This window comes from Streptomyces sp. NPDC126499, from assembly GCF_040302485.1.
Taxonomy (GTDB): Bacteria; Actinomycetota; Actinomycetes; order Streptomycetales; family Streptomycetaceae; genus Streptomyces.
In genome coordinates this window covers 117,862-133,486 of sequence record NZ_JBEOUO010000002.1, presented here as the reverse complement: position 1 = coordinate 133,486, position 15,625 = coordinate 117,862, and the positions used below count along the sequence as shown (strand labels likewise).

Sequence of the window (15,625 nt, the reverse complement as noted above, 5' to 3'; positions counted from 1 at the left end):
GTTGAACGATGCCGACCGCGCCGAGGAGCGGCCAGAGCGGGCCCCGACGAGACAGCCCCTGGGCGTCGCCGTCATCGGCGCCGGCTACTGGGGCCCGAACCTGGTGCGCAACTTCCAGGCCGGCGACCGGTTCCGGCTGCGCTGGCTGTGCGACCTCGACGTCACGCGCGCCCAGCGGGTCCTCGGCGGCTACTCCACGGTCCAGGCGACCGCCGACTACGCGGAGGTGCTGGCCGACCCGGCCGTGGACGCGGTCGCCGTCGCCACCCCGGCCGGCACCCACCTGGACGTGGCGCTCGCCGCCCTGCGCGCGGGCAAGCACGTCCTCGTCGAGAAGCCGCTCGCCACCACCTACGCCGACGGGGCGCGCCTGGTCGCCGAGGCGGAGGAGCGCGGGCTGACCCTGATGTGCGACCACACCTACTGCTACACCCCGGCCGTGGCGAAGATCCGGGAGCTGGTGCACGAGGGGGCGCTAGGGGACGTCCACTACGTGGACTCGGTGCGGATCAACCTGGGTCTGGTGCAGAAGGACATCGACGTGCTGTGGGACCTTGCCCCGCACGACCTGTCCATCCTCGACTTCATCCTGCCCGAGCACGTGGAGCCGGTCGCGGTCGCCGCGCACGGCGCGGATCCGATCGGTGCGGGCCGGGACTGCATCACGTACCTCACGCTCCAGCTCAGCACGGGGGCCATCGCCCACGTACACGTGAACTGGCTCTCGCCCACCAAGGTCCGCACCACCATGGTCGGCGGCTCGAAGCGCACCCTGATCTGGGACGACCTCAACCCGGCCCAGCGGGTGGCGGTGTTCGACCGCGGGGTGGACCTGGCGACCCCCCAGGACCTGGGGGCGGACGAGCGCCGGGAGGCCCTGATCTCGTACCGGAGCGGCGACATGATCGCGCCGGCGCTCGGGGAGCGGGAGGCGCTGCGCGCCATGGTCGACGAGTTCGCCGCGGCGATCTCGGAGCGGCGGGCGCCGCTGACCGACGGGCGGGCGGGCCTGAGGGTCCTGGACATTCTGGAGGCGGCCTCGCGGAGCCTTGCGTTCCGTGGTGCGGTCGTCGGCCTGCGGACCGGCGGCGACCGGTCGCCGAGGAACGCGAACGAAGCGGCGGGAGAACGGCGTTGAGCGACATTCGGGGCAAGCGGATCCTGGTCACCGGCGGTGCCGGCACCATCGGCTCCCATGTGACGGACCTGCTGGTCGAGGGTGGGGCGCGCGAGGTGGTCGTGCTCGACAACCTGGTGCGCGGCCGACGTGCCAACCTGGCGGGGGCGCTGGGCAGCGGGGTCGTGGAGCTCGTCGAGGGCGACATCCGGGACGTGGCGACCGTGCGGAGGGTGACCGCGGGCGCGGACCTGGTCTTCCATCTGGCGGCGATCCGCATCACCCAGTGCGCGGAGGAGCCGCGGCTCGCCAACGAGGTGATGGTCGACGGCACGTTCAACGTGCTGGAGGCCGCGGCGGCGGCCGGCGTGGAGAAGGTGATCGCCTCGTCCTCGGCCTCCGTCTACGGGCTCGCCGAGTCCTTTCCGACCGGCGAGCGCCACCACCCGTACAACAACGACACGTTCTACGGGGCGGCCAAGGCCTTCAACGAGGGCATGCTGCGCAGCTTCCACGCCATGTACGGCCTGGACTACGTGGCCCTGCGCTACTTCAACGTGTACGGGCCGAGGATGGACATCCACGGCCTGTACACCGAGGTGCTGATCCGCTGGATGGAGCGGATCGAGGCGGGCGAGCCGCCGCTGATCCTCGGGGACGGGACGCAGACGATGGACTTCGTCGACGTCCGGGACATCGCGCGCGCCAACGTCCTGGCCGCCCGCGCGGACGTCACCGACGAGGTGTTCAACGTGGCGAGCGCCACCGAGACGTCGTTGCGCGAGCTGGCCGACACGCTGCTGGAGGTGATGGGCTCCGGTCTGGAGCCGGTGCACGGTCCGGCGCGCGCGGTCAACGGGGTGACCCGGCGGCTCGCCGACACCCGGCTCGCCGAGGAGCGGCTCGGTTTCAAGGCGGAGATCGACCTGCGGACCGGCCTCGAGGACCTGGTGGCCTGGTGGCGGGCCGAAAAGGGCGCGACGGCGACGGACGCCGAGCGGGCGGCCTCGCGGAAGGCGGACGCGGACAAGGCGGACGCGGAGAAGGCGGCCGACGGGCCCGCGCGGATCCCCGTGATGGTGCCCTGGCTGGGCGAGGAGGAGGCGAAGGCGGCCTCCGACACGGTGCTGTCCGGCTGGGTGGCGCAGGGCCCGCGGGTCGCCGCCTTCGAGCGGGCCTTCGCGGAGCGGGTCGGCGCCCGGCACGGGGTGGCCGTCAGCTCCTGCACGACGGCGCTGCACCTGGCGCTGCTCGCCCTCGGGCTCGGCCCCGGCGACGAGGTGGTGGTCCCGTCGCTGTCCTTCATCGCCACCGCCAACGCCGTACGGTACGTGGGCGCGGTGCCGGTCTTCGCGGACGTGGACCTCGCCACGGGCAATCTGACAGCGGTCGGTGTGGACGCCGTGCGCACCGGCCGTACGAAGGCGGTGCTCCTGGTCCACCAGGGCGGGGTGCCCGCCGATGTGTCCGCGCTGCGGGCCGCCTGCGCGGACTGGGGCCTTCCGCTGGTGGAGGACGCGGCCTGCGCGATCGGCTCCACCGTCGACGGTGTCTCGGTCGGCACGGGCGCGCTGCTCGCGGCCTGGTCGTTCCATCCGCGCAAGCTGCTGACCACCGGCGAGGGCGGCATGGTCACCACCGACGACGCGGAGTGGGCGGCGCGGCTGCGGCGGCTGCGCGAGCACGGGATGAACGTGTCGGCGGCCGAGCGGCACGCGAGCGGCACACCGGTCCTGGAGAGCTATCTGGAGACCGGGTTCAACTACCGGATGACCGACATCCAGGCCGCGGTGGGCCTCGCCCAGCTGGAGAAGCTGGACGCGATGGTGGCGCGGCGCCGGGAACTCGCGGCACGGTACGGGGAGTTGCTGGCGGACGTGCCGGGTCTGGAGCCGGTGCGGGACCCGGCGTACGGGCGGGGCAACTTCCAGTCGTACTGGGTGCTGCTCGCGGAGGACTTCCCGGTGGGCCGTGACGCGCTGCTCGGGATCCTCGCGGAGGCGAGGATCTCGGCCCGCCGGGGCATCATGGCGAGCCATCTCGAACCGGCCTACGCCGGACACCCGGCCGGGCCGCTGCCGGTGACCGAGCGGATCAGCCGTGACTCGCTGATCCTGCCGCTGTTCCACACGATGACCGAGGCGCAGCAGGACCGGGTGGTCGCGGTGCTGCGGGAGGTGGCCGGGCGGGAAGCGGCGGCGCGGGGCCGGGCCGAGCGGGAAGCGGCCGGGCCGGAAGCGGCGGCGCGGGGCGAGGCCGGACGGGAAGCCGCCGGGCCGGAAGCGGCGGCGCGGGGCGAGGCCGAGCGGGAAGCCGCCGGGCCGGAAGCGGCGGCTCCGGACGTGAACGGGCCGGACGCGGCGGCGCGTCCGTGAGCGGCCGGCTGGTGATCATCGGCGCGGGTGGCTTCGCGCGGGAGACCGCGCAGGCCGCCCTCGCCGCCGGCCTGCCGCTCGCGGGCCATCTGGACGACGATCCGGCGCTGCACGGTGTCGTCCTGGACGGGGTGCCCGTGCTCGGCGGTACGGAGCGGGTGCCCCAGCTGAAGGACGCGTCCTTCGTGGTCTGCGTGGGCAATCCGCGCGACCACGCCTCCCGCGCCCGTCTGGTGCGGCGGCTCGGCCTGCCCGAGCACCGCTACACCACGGTGGTGCACCCGACGGCCGTGGTGTCGGCGAGCTCGTCGGTCGGCCGGGGCACGGTGCTGCTCGCGCACACCGTGCTGACGGCGTCCGTGCGGGTGGGCCGCCATGTGGCGGTCATGCCGCAGACGGTCCTCACCCATGACGACGAGGTCGGGGACCTGGCCACCCTCGCCTCAGGGGTACGGCTCGGCGGCGGCGCCCGGATCGGCCGGGGCGCCTACGTCGGCGCGGGCGCGCTGGTCCGGGAGGGCGTGGCGGTCGGGGACTGGTCCCTGGTCGGCATGGGCTCCGTGGTCCTCGCCGACGTGCCGCCGGGCGAGGTGTGGGCCGGTTCCCCGGCCCGCCGGCTGCGCGCGGCGGCCGCCCCGGCGCTCGAACAGCTCACGGCGGACGACGCCGCCAGGATCCCGGTACGAGGAGTGAACGGCTGATGGACCAGATACCCCTGGTGGACCTGCGGGCCGCCCACGCGGAGGTCGCCGACGAGATACGCGCCGGCTTCGACCGGGTCCTCGCGGACACCGCGTTCATCGGCGGCGAGGAGGTCGGGGAGTTCGAGCGGGAGTACGCGCGCTTCGGCGGCGTCGGCCACTGCGTGGGCGTCGCCAACGGCACCGACGCCCTGGAGCTGGCCCTGCGGGCGAGCGGGGTCGGAGCGGGCGACGAGGTCGTGCTGCCCGCGAACACCTTCATCGCCACCGCGGGCGCCGTCGCCCGGACCGGGGCGCGGCCGGTCCTGGTCGACTGCGAGCCCGACACCCTGCTGATCGACCCCCGGGCCGCCCGGGGCGCCATCGGGGCGGCCACCCGCGCGGTGGTGCCGGTCCACCTGTACGGGCAGTGCGCGGATGTCGCCGCGCTCGCCGAGGGCCTGCCCGGGCACGTGCGGATCGTGGAGGACGCGGCCCAGAGCCAGGGCGCGAGCCGGCACGGCCGTACCCCGGGCAGCGGGGGGATCGCCGCCACCAGCTTCTACCCGGGCAAGAACCTGGGCGCCTACGGGGACGCGGGCGCGGTCCTCACCGACGACGCCGAGGCCGCCGCCCTGGTGCGGGCGGTCGCCAACCACGGCGGGGTGCACAAGTACCGGCACGACGTGCCCGGTTTCAACAGCCGCCTGGACGGCCTCCAGGCCGTGGTGCTGCGGGCGAAGCTGCGCCGGCTCGCCGCCGGCAACGAGGCCCGGCGGGCGGCGGCGGCCCGCTACGACGCACTGCTCGGCCCGCTCGCCGAGGCCGGCCGGGTGGTCCGCCCCGCCACGGCCGACGGCAACGTCCACGTGTGGCACCTGTACGTGGTGCGGGTGCCCGGGACGGACCGCGACGAGGTGGTCGGCAAGCTGAACGCGAGCGGCATCGGGGCGGGCGTGCACTATCCGTCCCCGGTGCATCTGACGCCCGCGTACCGCGATCTCGGCTACCGCCGCGGTGACTTCCCGCACGCCGAGCGCGCCGCCGAGGAGATCCTGTCGCTGCCGCTCTTCCCGCAGATCACCCACGACCAGCAGCGCCGGGTCGTGGACGCGCTGGTGAACGCCCTCGCCTGAGGGCCCGCTCCCCCACCCGGCCGCGGGCCGGGTCCTGTACTGCCCGTGAAAGGTCCAGCGATGCCCCACCACCACCGTCGCCGGGTCAGAGGCGCCGTGTTCGCCCTGGCCGCGGCGCTGGCCGCGATATTCCTGCCGCCCGCCGGGAACGCGACCGCGCTCGCCGATCCCTGCGGCCCGGGCGGCAACCCGATCGTCTGCGAGAACTCCAAGCCGGGCACGCCCATGCACGACTGGTTCGCCGGCAGCTCCTGGGGCGACATCGCGGGATTCCCCACCAAGATGAGCCTCCAGGCCGGCGAGACCCTGTCGTTCAAGGTGCAGTCACCGGCCCCGTACCACGTGAAGATCTACCGGCTCGGCTGGTACGGCGGTGACGGCGCCCGGCTGATGTCGACCCCGGCGCAGGCCGCGCAGACCTATCCGGCCACCTACGGCACGCAGCGGCCCGCCTGTCTCAAGGACCAGCCGACGGGCCTGATGGACTGCGGCAACTGGCCGACCACAGCGAGCTGGACGGTGCCCGCCGACGCGGTCTCGGGCCTGTACATCGCCAACTTCGACCAGGCCGACGGCAACGGGCTCATGCCGTACCCGTTCGTGGTGCGCGACGACACCAGCCGCTCCGACATCGTGGTGCAGACCTCCGACCAGACCTGGCAGGCGTACAACGACTGGGGCGGCACCAACCTGTACGACGGGCAGGGCCCCGCGCCGGACGGGCGGGCGTACAAGGTCAGTTACAACCGGCCGATGGACATCGGCGGCGAGAACGGCATCTACGGCTCCGAGTACATGATGATCGCCTGGCTGGAGCGCAACGGCTACGACCTGAGTTACATATCCGGCCTGGACACCGCCACCCGGGGCGCCACGCTGCTCGCGAACCACAAGATGTTCATGTCCCAGGGGCACGACGAGTACTGGACGCAGGAGCAGTTCACCGACGTCCTGGGCGCCCGCAAGGCCGGGCAGCACCAGACGTTCTTCGCGGGCAACGAGATCTTCTGGAAGACCCGCCTGGAGCCGAGCATCGACGGCAGCAACACGGCGAACCGGACCCTGGTCTGCTACAAGGAGACCAAGCTCAAGTTCCCGACGCCGAACGGGATTCCGGATCCGAGCAACGTGTGGACGGGCACGTGGATGGACCCGGACAGCACCAAGGAGGGCGAGCCCTACCGCCCGCAGAACATGCTCACCGGCTCGCTGTTCCAGGTGAACGGGCCGCGCAACGACTCCATCACCGTGCCGGCGGCGTTCGCGCGGATGCGGCTGTGGCGGAACACGTCGGTCGCGAGCCTGACGGGCCATCAGGTCGCCACCTTCCCGGCCGGGACGCTCGGCTACGAGTGGAACAGCGACATCGAGAACGCGAGCCGTCCGGCGGGCCAGATCCGGCTGTCGTCGACCACGCTCGACATCACCGACGGGAACTACCTGCTCGACTGGGGCAACAACTACGGCAACGGCACCGCCACCCACAGCCTGGTCGCCTTCCGCGACCAGACGTCGAAGGCGCTGGTCTTCGGCACCGGCACCGTGCAGTGGTCGTGGGGTCTGACGAACGTGCCGACGGCCGACCCGGCCGGCGGGGTCGTCACCGAGGACAAGCGGATGCAGCAGGCCACCGTGAACATCCTCGCCGACATGGGGCTCCAGCCGAAGACCCTGCAGTCCGGTCTGGTTCCGGCCTCGGCCTCCACCGACACCACCGGCCCGGCCGTCACCGTCACCAGCCCCGCCCCGAACGCCTCCGTCCCGGCGCAGCGGCAGATCACCGTCACCGGCACCGCCGCCGACACCGGCGGCGGAGTGGTGGCCCGGGTGGAGGTCTCCACCGACGGCGGCACCACCTGGCGGGCGGCCGAGGGCACCGGCTCCTGGAGCCACACCTGGACGCCGATGACCCAGGGCCCGGTGCAGCTGAAGGTCCGCGCGGTCGACGACAGCGTCAACATCGGTGCCGTGACCACCGTGCCGCTGACCGTGGCCGAGCAGGAATGCCCGTGCACGGTGTGGCCCGCCTCGGCGGCGCCCGCCAAGCCCAACGGCGGCGACGGCAGCTCCGTCGAGCTGGGCGTGAAGATCCGCAGCTCGGTTCCCGGCACGATCACCGGCGTCCGCTTCTACAAGAGCGCCGCCAACACCGGGACGCACACGGGCAGTCTGTGGTCCGCCTCCGGCCGGCTCCTGGCCACCGGCACCTTCACCGACGAGACCGCGTCCGGCTGGCAGCAGCTGACGTTCGCGAACCCGGTCCCGGTGAAGGCGAACACCACGTACATCGCCTCCTACTTCGCACCCCGCGGCGGATACGCCTTCGACGCGGGCTACTTCACCGACAAGAGCGCGGGCCTGGCCCCGCTGACGGCGCTGCAGTCGGGCACCGACGGCGGCAACGGCGTCTACAAGTACGGTGCGACCAGCGGCTTCCCGTCACAGGCCTCATCCGGCAGCAACTACTGGGTGGACGCCGTCCTGGAGACCGGGTCGGCGAGCACCACACCGCCCGTCGTGACCGCCCGCACCCCGGCCCCGGGTGCGACCGGGGTGTCGATCACCGCCCCGCTGTCCGCGACCTTCGACCGGGCCGTCGACAGCGGCACCCTGGTGTTCACAGTGAAGGGCCCCGGCGGCACCGCCGTCCCGGGCCGGGCCACCCTCGACGGCGACGGCAGGACCGCCGCCTTCACCCTCAACAGCCAGCTCGCCCTCGACACCCCGTACACGGTGTCCGTGCAGGCCGCCGACCTGTGGGGGAACGCGATGGCCGACCCGGTGACCTGGACGTTCACCACGAGCGCGACACCGCCACCGGCCGCGTGCCCCTGCACCCTGTGGAACGCGCAGACGGTGCCGGCGAAGGCGGCCGAGACCGGCGACGCCAACTCCCTGGAGCTGGGCACCCGGTTCCGGTCCTCGCTGCCCGGCAAGGTCACCGGCGTCACCTTCTACAAGGGCGCCACCAACACCGGCACCCACACGGGCAGCCTGTGGACCGAGGACGGCACCCTGCTGGCGACCGGCACCTTCACCGACGAGACCGCCACCGGCTGGCAGAAACTGACCTTCGCCACCCCCGTCGCCATCACCGCCGGGACCACCTATGTGGTGTCGTACCACGCTCCGAACGGCAACTACGCGGCCGACAGCGGCTACTTCGCGGGAGCCCACCTCACCTACCCGCTGTCCGCCCCGGCCGACGCGACGGGCAGCCGCAACGGCCTGTACCGGTACGGCGCTTCGACCGTCTTCCCCAGCAGCTCCTACAACTCGACGAACTACTGGGTCGGCCCGGTCTTCACGACCGGCTGACCCCGACCGGAACCGGGGACCGCAGCACATGAGCTCAGTCAGCGTCGTCATCCCCTGCTACAAGTACGGCCACTTCCTGGCCGACTGCGTGCGCAGCGTGCTCGACGAACAGCCCGGCCTCGACGTGCGGGTGCTGATCATCGACGACGCCTCGCCCGACGACTCGGCGGAGGTGGCCGCGAAGCTGGCCGCCGCCGACCCGAGGATCGAGGTGCGGGTCCACGCGACCAACAAGGGCCACATCGCCACGTACAACGAGGGCCTGCTGGAGTGGGCGGACGGCGACTACGTCGTCCTGCTGTCCGCCGACGACCGGCTGGTCCCGGGGGCGCTGGTACGGGCCGTCGCCCTGCTCGACGCCCATCCGGAGGCGGGCTTCTGCTACGGCAGGCCGCTGCGCTTCCGGCACGGCGGGCCGCTCCCGGCGGCCCGCACCCGGAGCACCGGCTCCGTGGTCTACCCGGGCCACTGGTGGCTGGAGCGGCGCTTCCGCGAGGGCACGGGCTGCATCACCTCACCCGAGGTGGTGGTCCGCACCAGCCTGCAGAAGAAGGTGGGCGGCTACGACCCGGAGCTGCCGCACGCCGGCGACATCGAGATGTGGATGCGGCTCGCCGCCCACGCCGACGTCGGCTATGTGCGCGGGGCGGACCAGGCGTTCTACCGCGTGCACGGCGACAACATGTCCACCACCGACTTCGGCGGGCAGCTCGACGACATCCGGCAGCGGCGGGCGGCGTTCGCCTCGGTCCTCGACAAGTGCGCCGACCGGCTCCCGCAGGCCGACCGGCTGGCCGCCCTGGTGAACACCCGCCTGGCCCGCCACGCGCTGCGGCGGGCGTACCGGGCGTACGACCGGGGGCGCACGGACGTGGTGCCGGTCGACGAGCTCGTGGCCTTCGCCCGCGCGTGCCGGCCCGACGCCGAGTCGCTGCCGGAGTACCGGGCGCTGCGGCTGCGGCGGCGGATCGGCGCGCGGACCATGCCGTACCTCCAGCCGCTGGTGCTCTCGGCGGTGGCGGACCGGGCCCGCGAGTGGCTGTGGTGGCAGTCGTGGAAGCGCCGTGGGATCTAGTCCGGGTCCGGGTCCGGGCCGGGGGCGGGCCGCCGGCGATCGACTTCGTTTCTCTCCGTAAGAAAGGCACATCAGTGAACTACCGGGTCCAGCCCACCGCCCAGGTCGACGAGAAGGCCGTCGTCGGTGCCGGCAGCAGCGTGTGGGAGCTCGCCCAGATCCGCGAGGACGCGCGCCTGGGCGAGAACTGTGTGGTGGGCCGGGGCGCCTACGTCGGCCCCGGCGTGGTCATCGGCGACAACTGCAAGCTGCAGAACCACGCCCTGGTGTACGAGCCGGCGGAGCTCGGCGACGGCGTGTTCATCGGCCCCTCGGTGGTCCTCACCAACGACCACAACCCGCGGGCCGTTTCCCCCGACGGCAGGCTGAAGCGGGGCGGCGACTGGGAGCCGGTGGCCGTGCGGATCGGGGACGGGGCCGCGGTCGGCGCCCGCGCGGTGTGCGTGGCGCCGGTGACCATCGGCCGCTGGGCGCTGGTCGCGGCCGGCGCGGTGGTGACCGCCGACGTGCCCGACTTCGCCCTGGTGGCGGGGGTACCGGCCCGACAGGTCGGCTGGGTCGGCAGGGCGGGCGTCCGGCTGACCGCGCACGCCGAGCGGCCCGGCGTGTGGGAGTGCCCGGAGACCGGCGAACTGTACGAGGAGCGGGACGGCCGTCTCACGGAGTACGGTGCGGCGCACTGACCTCGGGGCCGGGGACGGAGCCGGGGCCGGGGCCGGGGCCGGGGCGACGACGGCGGCGCGCCGTCGCGTACCGCTCCGTCCACAGTGCCGCCATCACGCCCGTGAGCGTGCCGAGCAGCCCCACCCCGGCGAGCGCCCGGGTCCGGTTGGGGGGCAGGGCGACGGTGCCGGGGCGGTTGACCAGGTCGACGGTGAGGAGGTGCGTGGCCGGCACGCCCTGTTCGCGCTGGAGGGCGTCCAGATGGCGGCCGTAGACCGCGATGATCGTCTGCACCACGCGGTCGGCGTCCTCGGGCGCGGGCTGCTCCGCCTCGACCTGGAGGGTGGGGATGGAGTAGTACGGGGTGGCGCTGGTGCCGCTGTTGCGGGGGGTGAGCCGGTAGGTGCCGTGCACGCCGGCCGCGCGCAGCTCGGCGCGTCCCGCCGGGGACCGGAGCCGCTGGACGACCGCGTAGGACACCATGGCGAGCGAGGGCTGGAGGTTGGTCAGCTGGTTGGGCTGGTTGTCGGTGCGCGGCGGCTTCACCACGAGCACCGCCGAGCTCTGGTAGCGCGGCGCGGGCCGCAGCGCCGGATAGCAGGCGGCCGCGGTGACGAGGGCGGCGAGGACCAGGACGTACCAGCGGCGCAGCAGCACGCGGGCGAGTCCCTCGGGGGTCTGCGCGGCGTGGTCGGTGGTGGCGGGCAGCGGTGGCATCGGCACCGATACTGGCAGCTCCGAGGGGAACCGGGGGAGGGTTCGTGAGCATCGCCGAGATCTTCCGTGTGCTGGCCAGGCGTTGGTACGTGATGGTGCCGCTGACCCTGATCGGTCTGGTCGCGGGCGGCTACCTCTACCGGACCGTCCCCGTGACGTACGAGTCGCAGAGCCAGCTGGCGCTGCTCAACTCCAGCCGGGTGGCCCGGCCGGCGCCCGGTTACGGCAACCCGCTGGCGTACGCGAGCGGTTCGCTGATCGGCACGGCCGATGTGCTGATCCGGGCGTTGCAGTCGCCGGAGACGGTGGTGGTGCTGCGCGGCCACGGTGTCACCGACGAGTACACGGTCGACTTCGCCGCCCACGCGGAGGGGCCGCTGCTGACCCTGACGGTCAAGGGCGAGGACCGGGCGAAGGTCCTTCAGGAGACCCGCAGGATCACGGAGTACGCCGAGGAGCAGTTGCGGGCGCTGCAGGAGCAGGCCCGGGTGCCGGACGGGTACTACGTGCGGTCGGCGCACATCGTGCCGCCGCAGAAGCCGGTCGCGCAGCCCAAGTCCCGCTACCAGAAGGTCGCGGCCGTGATCGTCTTCGGGGTGACCGCCGCCTTTCTGCTGTCCTTCGTGGTGGAGGCGTGGTCGGGGGCCCGTCGCCGGGCCCGGGGCCTGCCGGGGCGGCACGCCACTCCTCCGGTGCCGCGGCCAGGGGCGGGCCGGGTGCGCCGGCTGCTGACGAGGCCGCTGGACGCCACGGCGGTGCTCACCGGCTATCTGGCGCTCGCCCTGTTCCTGCCGTCGAACCTGGCGCTGCCCGCGCTCGGCGGTGCCGGCACCCCGGCCAACGTGTTCGCGCTCCTCGGCCTGTTCTGGTACCTGGCGACCTGGTGCACGGGCCGGATCGCCCCGGCGCCCGGCACCCGCACGATGCGGAACGTGGTCCTGGTGCTCGCCCTCGTCGTCCTGATGTCGTACGTCGCGAACCAGGACCGGATCAGCTCGCAGAAGGAGATCCTGGCGGCCGACCGGGGGCTGATCGTGCTGCTGGTGTGGGTGTCGCTGATCGTGCTGACGACCGCCGGGATCCAGGACCGGGGGCGCCTGGACGTGCTGCTGCGCCGCCTGGTCGTGATGGGCTCGGTGGTGGCGGCGCTCGGCCTGTACGACTTCGTCACCGGGACCAACATCGCCGACTCGCTGCGCGTCCCGGGCCTCAACTCCAGCGTGGCGAGCGTCGCGGTCCTCGACCGCGGCTCCTTCACCCGGCCCCGTTCGCTCACCGCCCATCCGCTGGAGTTCAGCGGCATGCTGGCGATCCTGCTGCCGTTCGCGATCTGGTACGCCTTCGACCCGGCGCGCAGGCATCTGGGGAGGTTCCGGCGCTGGGCGCCGGTGGTGCTGCTCGGGGGCGGGCTGCCGCTGACGGTGTCGCGGACCTCGATCATCGGTGTCCTGATCGTCGTCCTGGTGATGCTGCCCCGCTGGAAGCCCGAGCGGCGGTGGGCGGCCATCGGGATCCTGTGCGGGGCGGTGGCCTTGTTCAAGGTCCTGGTGCCGGGACTGATCGGGACGATCACGGGGCTCTTCTCGGGCAGTCTCGGCAACGCCGACAGCAGCACCCAGGCCAGGACCGTCAAGTACCCCAAGATCTACGAGTACTTCGTGCAGGATCCGCTCTTCGGGCGGGGCTTCGGCACCTTCACCCCGGAGCGCTACTTCTTCACCGACAACCAGTATCTGCTCACCCTCGCCGAGCTGGGCGCGCTCGGCGCCGCCTGTCTGCTGCTGCTCGGGCTCTCCGGAGTCCACAACGGGGGCGCGATCCGGCGGCTCGCCCGCTCGGAGTCGGACCGGGAGCTCGGGCAGGCCTTCTTCGCCTCGGCGATGGTGGCACTCGTGGTCGGCGCCACCTTCGACACCCTGAGCTTCCCGATGTTCGCCGGGGTGTTCTTCCTGCTGCTCGGGGCGGGCGGCAGCTGTCTCGGCTTCGTACGGCGGGAGGCGTCCGGGAAGCCGGCGGGCGACGGGCCCGTGCCCGCCGCGCCCGCGCCACCACCCGCCCGTACGCCCGACGCCCCTCGTCTCGTGGAGATCTGATGTCCTGTCAAGCAACGGAGTCGACCGGTCCGGTCGTCGTCCTCGTCGTCACCTGGAACAGCGCCCGGGTGCTGCCGGGCTTCCTCGACTCCCTCCCGGCGGGGATGAAAGGGCTGGACTGGCGGCTCGTCGTCGCCGACAACGACTCCTCGGACGAGACCGTCGCCGTGGTCCGCGCGCACGCCCCCGACGCCACCGTCGTGGAGACCGGCCGCAACGGCGGCTACGCCTTCGGCGTCAACGCGGCCCTGCGCGCCGCGGCCCGGGAGGAGGACGGCTACCGGGCCGTGCTGATCTGCAACCCGGACATCCGGATGGGCGAGGGTTGCGCGGCGGCGCTGGTGGAGGCCCTCGGCACACCGCTGCCGGACGGCGGCCGGGTCGGGATCTCGGTGCCGCTGCTCCACGAGGAGGACGGCACCCTCGTTCACTCCCTGCGCCGCGAGTCGAGCCTCACCCGGGCTCTGGGCGAGGCGGTCCTCGGCAACCGCAGGGCGGGCCGGTTCCCGCGCTGGAGCGAGCTGGTCACCACCCCGGCCGCCTACACCGGGCGGACCTGCGCCGACTGGGCCACCGGGGCGCTGATGGCGCTGTCCCGGGAGTGCGTGGCGGCCTGCGGGCCATGGGACGAGTCCTTCTTCCTCTACTCGGAGGAGACGGAGTACTGCCTGCGCGCCCGCGACCTCGGCCTGCGGACCCGGCTGGAGCCCTCCGCGCGGGCGACCCACCTCGGCGGCGACTCGCGGATCTCGCCGCGCCTGTGGTCGCTGCTCGTCGCCAACCGGGTGCGGCTCTACCGGCGCCGCCACGGCCTGGCCGCCACCGCGGCCTTCCGCGGCGCGGTGCTGCTGCGGGAGCTGTCCCGGGCGGCGCTCGGCCGCGAGCCGGCGCGGGCCGCGGTCGCGGCCCTGCTGCGCGGGCCTCAGTCGCCCCACGAGGTGTAGAAGCTCCCCGGGTTCACCAGATAGCGCACGGTGGGCCGGGGCAGGTGGATCACGCGGTGCCTGCGGGCGTAGCGGCGGATCAGCTCCCAGTCCTCCCGGGGCAGCACCTCGGGGGTGCGCCGCAGCCTGCTGAAGCGCAGGGCGGGGACGCGCCGCGCGACGAAGGCGTTGGTGTCGAGGAAGGCCTCGTGGGCGGCCCTGCGCCGGTCGAAGGGCACCGACAGGACGTCGAGCTCGGTGCCGTCCGGCCGCAGGCGCCGCAGGGCCGTGTAGACGCCGTCGGGGCCGCCGGGGGCCTCCAGGACGGCGAGCGCCTCCTGGAGGTGGGTCGGCTCCCAGAGGTTGTCGTCGTCGAGGAAGGCGACGTACGCCGACGAGGTCAGCCGGATGCCGACGTTGCGCACCACACCCGCCACGCCGGTGTTGCGGCCGAGGGACACCGCGAACAGGCGGGAATCGGCGGGGAGTTCGGGAAGACCGGCGCCGTCGTCGACGACGAGGACGACCTGGTCGCGGACGGTCTGCTCCAGGGCGGAGCGCACGGCCCGCAGCAGCGCCTCGGGCCGCCGGTGGGTGGCGATGACGGTCGCGACCCTGGCCGAGGGACGGCGGCCGAGCTCGCCGGCGAGCTCACGGGCGAGCCGGGCGGTCTCGGCGTCCTCGAAGCGGCGCAGCCGCCGGGCGGTGGGCGCGAGCAGGAGCTTGTTGCGCAGCTCGTACAGCACGAGCCAGCCGAAGAGCCGCTTCAGCAGCTCCCAGGGGCCCCTGAGCAGGCTACGCACGCGCCGTGGCGCGCACGGCCGTGAGCGACTTGGTGAGTCCGGCGACCCGCTCGCTGAGGATGACGGAGTGCGGGAAGAGGTAGCGCATCTCGGCGCGGGTGAGCAGTTCGATGTTGAGGACCGCGTCCATGCCCTCCTCCGGGGTGGCGGGGCGGCTGTGGGTGAGCGGCCAGTGCCGGACCAGCTTGGCCTGGGCGGCCAGCGGGAGGAACTGGAAGCCGGGCGCGAGGAAGTGCGGCTCCACCGGGAAGTAGCGGTAGGGCGTCTGCACCCAGTGCAGCGGGGCGAGACGCTCGATGGCGGCGACGAAGCGGCGCCGCTGGCTGGGTCCGCCCACGTGCTCGATGGTGGAGTTGGAGACGACCAGGTCGAACTCGCCCAGCTTCCCGGGGATGCCCGGGTCGGTGACGTCGGCGGTCTCGGCGGTGATCCAGTCGGGCAGCTCGGCCGGGTGCGCCTCCAGGTTCACCAGGTGGAGGTGCTTGGGCCGCAGCGGGGAGCGGAGCCAGTTCTCGGCCGTGCCGCCGAGGTCCACCACCCGCATGCCGTCGATGTGGGGGAAGCAGGACCGGAACCGCTCCCAGCGGGCCGCGCGGAACCGTTCGCCGAGGGAGTCGGGCGCGTCGACGAAACGATCGCGGAGGGCACGGAGGCCGGACATCGCATCAACCACCTGGGGTCAAGGGAGGCAGGGTGGGTCGGTCGCGGTCAACCGTAGCCGTGCG

The 15,625-nt window shown here is 73.3% G+C and carries 12 protein-coding genes; 9 read left to right on the top strand and 3 right to left on the bottom strand.

The annotated features are described in order from the left end of the window. Position 1: 1 nt before the first annotated feature. From ABTZ91_RS03310 to ABTZ91_RS03280, 7 genes are all read left to right on the top strand, one after another. Positions 2 to 1,138 (top strand): Gfo/Idh/MocA family oxidoreductase, encoded by a 1,137-nt coding sequence (locus ABTZ91_RS03310; protein WP_352075406.1) that lies wholly within the window; start codon positions 2 to 4, stop codon positions 1,136 to 1,138. Next, a complete protein-coding gene (locus ABTZ91_RS03305; protein ID WP_352075405.1) occupies positions 1,135 to 3,492 on the top strand; it encodes an aminotransferase class I/II-fold pyridoxal phosphate-dependent enzyme in 2,358 nt (785 codons plus the stop codon). Before ABTZ91_RS03310 ends, ABTZ91_RS03305 begins: the two co-directional genes overlap by 4 nt. Then, complete coding sequence (locus ABTZ91_RS03300) at positions 3,489 to 4,193, top strand: NeuD/PglB/VioB family sugar acetyltransferase (protein WP_352075404.1); 705 nt, start codon at positions 3,489 to 3,491, stop codon at positions 4,191 to 4,193. The genes ABTZ91_RS03305 and ABTZ91_RS03300 overlap by 4 nt, the downstream gene beginning before the upstream one ends. Further along, positions 4,193 to 5,308: a DegT/DnrJ/EryC1/StrS family aminotransferase gene (locus ABTZ91_RS03295; protein WP_352075403.1), complete on the top strand. Its 1,116-nt coding sequence runs from the start codon at positions 4,193 to 4,195 to the stop codon at positions 5,306 to 5,308. Before ABTZ91_RS03300 ends, ABTZ91_RS03295 begins: the two co-directional genes overlap by 1 nt. Before the next feature lie 60 nt (positions 5,309 to 5,368). After that, positions 5,369 to 8,626: a DUF4082 domain-containing protein gene (locus tag ABTZ91_RS03290; RefSeq protein WP_352075402.1), complete on the top strand. Its 3,258-nt coding sequence runs from the start codon at positions 5,369 to 5,371 to the stop codon at positions 8,624 to 8,626. Positions 8,627 to 8,654: 28 nt separating this feature from the next. Beyond that, positions 8,655 to 9,701 (top strand): glycosyltransferase, encoded by a 1,047-nt coding sequence (locus ABTZ91_RS03285; protein ID WP_352075401.1) that lies wholly within the window; start codon positions 8,655 to 8,657, stop codon positions 9,699 to 9,701. Positions 9,702 to 9,775: 74 nt separating this feature from the next. Further along, positions 9,776 to 10,384, top strand: a complete 609-nt coding sequence (locus ABTZ91_RS03280; RefSeq protein ID WP_352075400.1) for an acyltransferase — start codon at positions 9,776 to 9,778, stop codon at positions 10,382 to 10,384. Here ABTZ91_RS03280 and ABTZ91_RS03275 read toward each other — a convergent pair. Beyond that, positions 10,359 to 11,081 (bottom strand): hypothetical protein, encoded by a 723-nt coding sequence (locus tag ABTZ91_RS03275; RefSeq protein WP_352075399.1) that lies wholly within the window; start codon positions 11,079 to 11,081, stop codon positions 10,359 to 10,361. The two genes, ABTZ91_RS03280 and ABTZ91_RS03275, sit on opposite strands and share 26 nt — an antisense overlap. 44 nt (positions 11,082 to 11,125) lie before the next feature. Here ABTZ91_RS03275 and ABTZ91_RS03270 point away from each other — a divergent pair, with 44 nt between their 5' ends. Both ABTZ91_RS03270 and ABTZ91_RS03265 read left to right on the top strand, forming a co-directional pair. Further along, entirely contained in the window at positions 11,126 to 13,174 is a 2,049-nt protein-coding gene (locus ABTZ91_RS03270; protein WP_352075398.1) for an O-antigen ligase family protein, read from the top strand. After that, complete coding sequence (locus ABTZ91_RS03265) at positions 13,174 to 14,118, top strand: glycosyltransferase family 2 protein (RefSeq protein WP_352075397.1); 945 nt, start codon at positions 13,174 to 13,176, stop codon at positions 14,116 to 14,118. The genes ABTZ91_RS03270 and ABTZ91_RS03265 overlap by 1 nt, the downstream gene beginning before the upstream one ends. On the opposite strand, the gene ABTZ91_RS03260 is transcribed toward ABTZ91_RS03265, so the two are convergent. Next, complete coding sequence (locus ABTZ91_RS03260; RefSeq protein ID WP_352075396.1) at positions 14,097 to 14,900, bottom strand: glycosyltransferase family 2 protein; 804 nt, start codon at positions 14,898 to 14,900, stop codon at positions 14,097 to 14,099. The genes ABTZ91_RS03265 and ABTZ91_RS03260 overlap by 22 nt on opposite strands. After that, positions 14,893 to 15,561, bottom strand: coding sequence for a class I SAM-dependent methyltransferase (locus ABTZ91_RS03255; protein WP_352075395.1), 669 nt, complete (start codon positions 15,559 to 15,561; stop codon positions 14,893 to 14,895). The genes ABTZ91_RS03260 and ABTZ91_RS03255 overlap by 8 nt, the downstream gene beginning before the upstream one ends. Between the last annotated feature and the right edge of the window lie 64 nt (positions 15,562 to 15,625).

Excerpts from the sequence above, each read along its gene's own strand:
- ABTZ91_RS03295 (WP_352075403.1), top strand. The coding sequence starts at position 4,193 with ATGGACCAGATACCCCTGGTGGACCTGCGGGCCGCCCACGCGGAGGTC.
- ABTZ91_RS03290 (WP_352075402.1), top strand. The coding sequence starts at position 5,369 with ATGCCCCACCACCACCGTCGCCGGGTCAGAGGCGCCGTGTTCGCCCTG.
- ABTZ91_RS03285 (WP_352075401.1), top strand. The coding sequence starts at position 8,655 with ATGAGCTCAGTCAGCGTCGTCATCCCCTGCTACAAGTACGGCCACTTC.
- ABTZ91_RS03275 (WP_352075399.1), bottom strand. The coding sequence starts at position 11,081 with ATGCCACCGCTGCCCGCCACCACCGACCACGCCGCGCAGACCCCCGAG.
- ABTZ91_RS03265 (WP_352075397.1), top strand. The coding sequence starts at position 13,174 with ATGTCCTGTCAAGCAACGGAGTCGACCGGTCCGGTCGTCGTCCTCGTC.
- ABTZ91_RS03255 (WP_352075395.1), bottom strand. The coding sequence starts at position 15,561 with ATGTCCGGCCTCCGTGCCCTCCGCGATCGTTTCGTCGACGCGCCCGAC.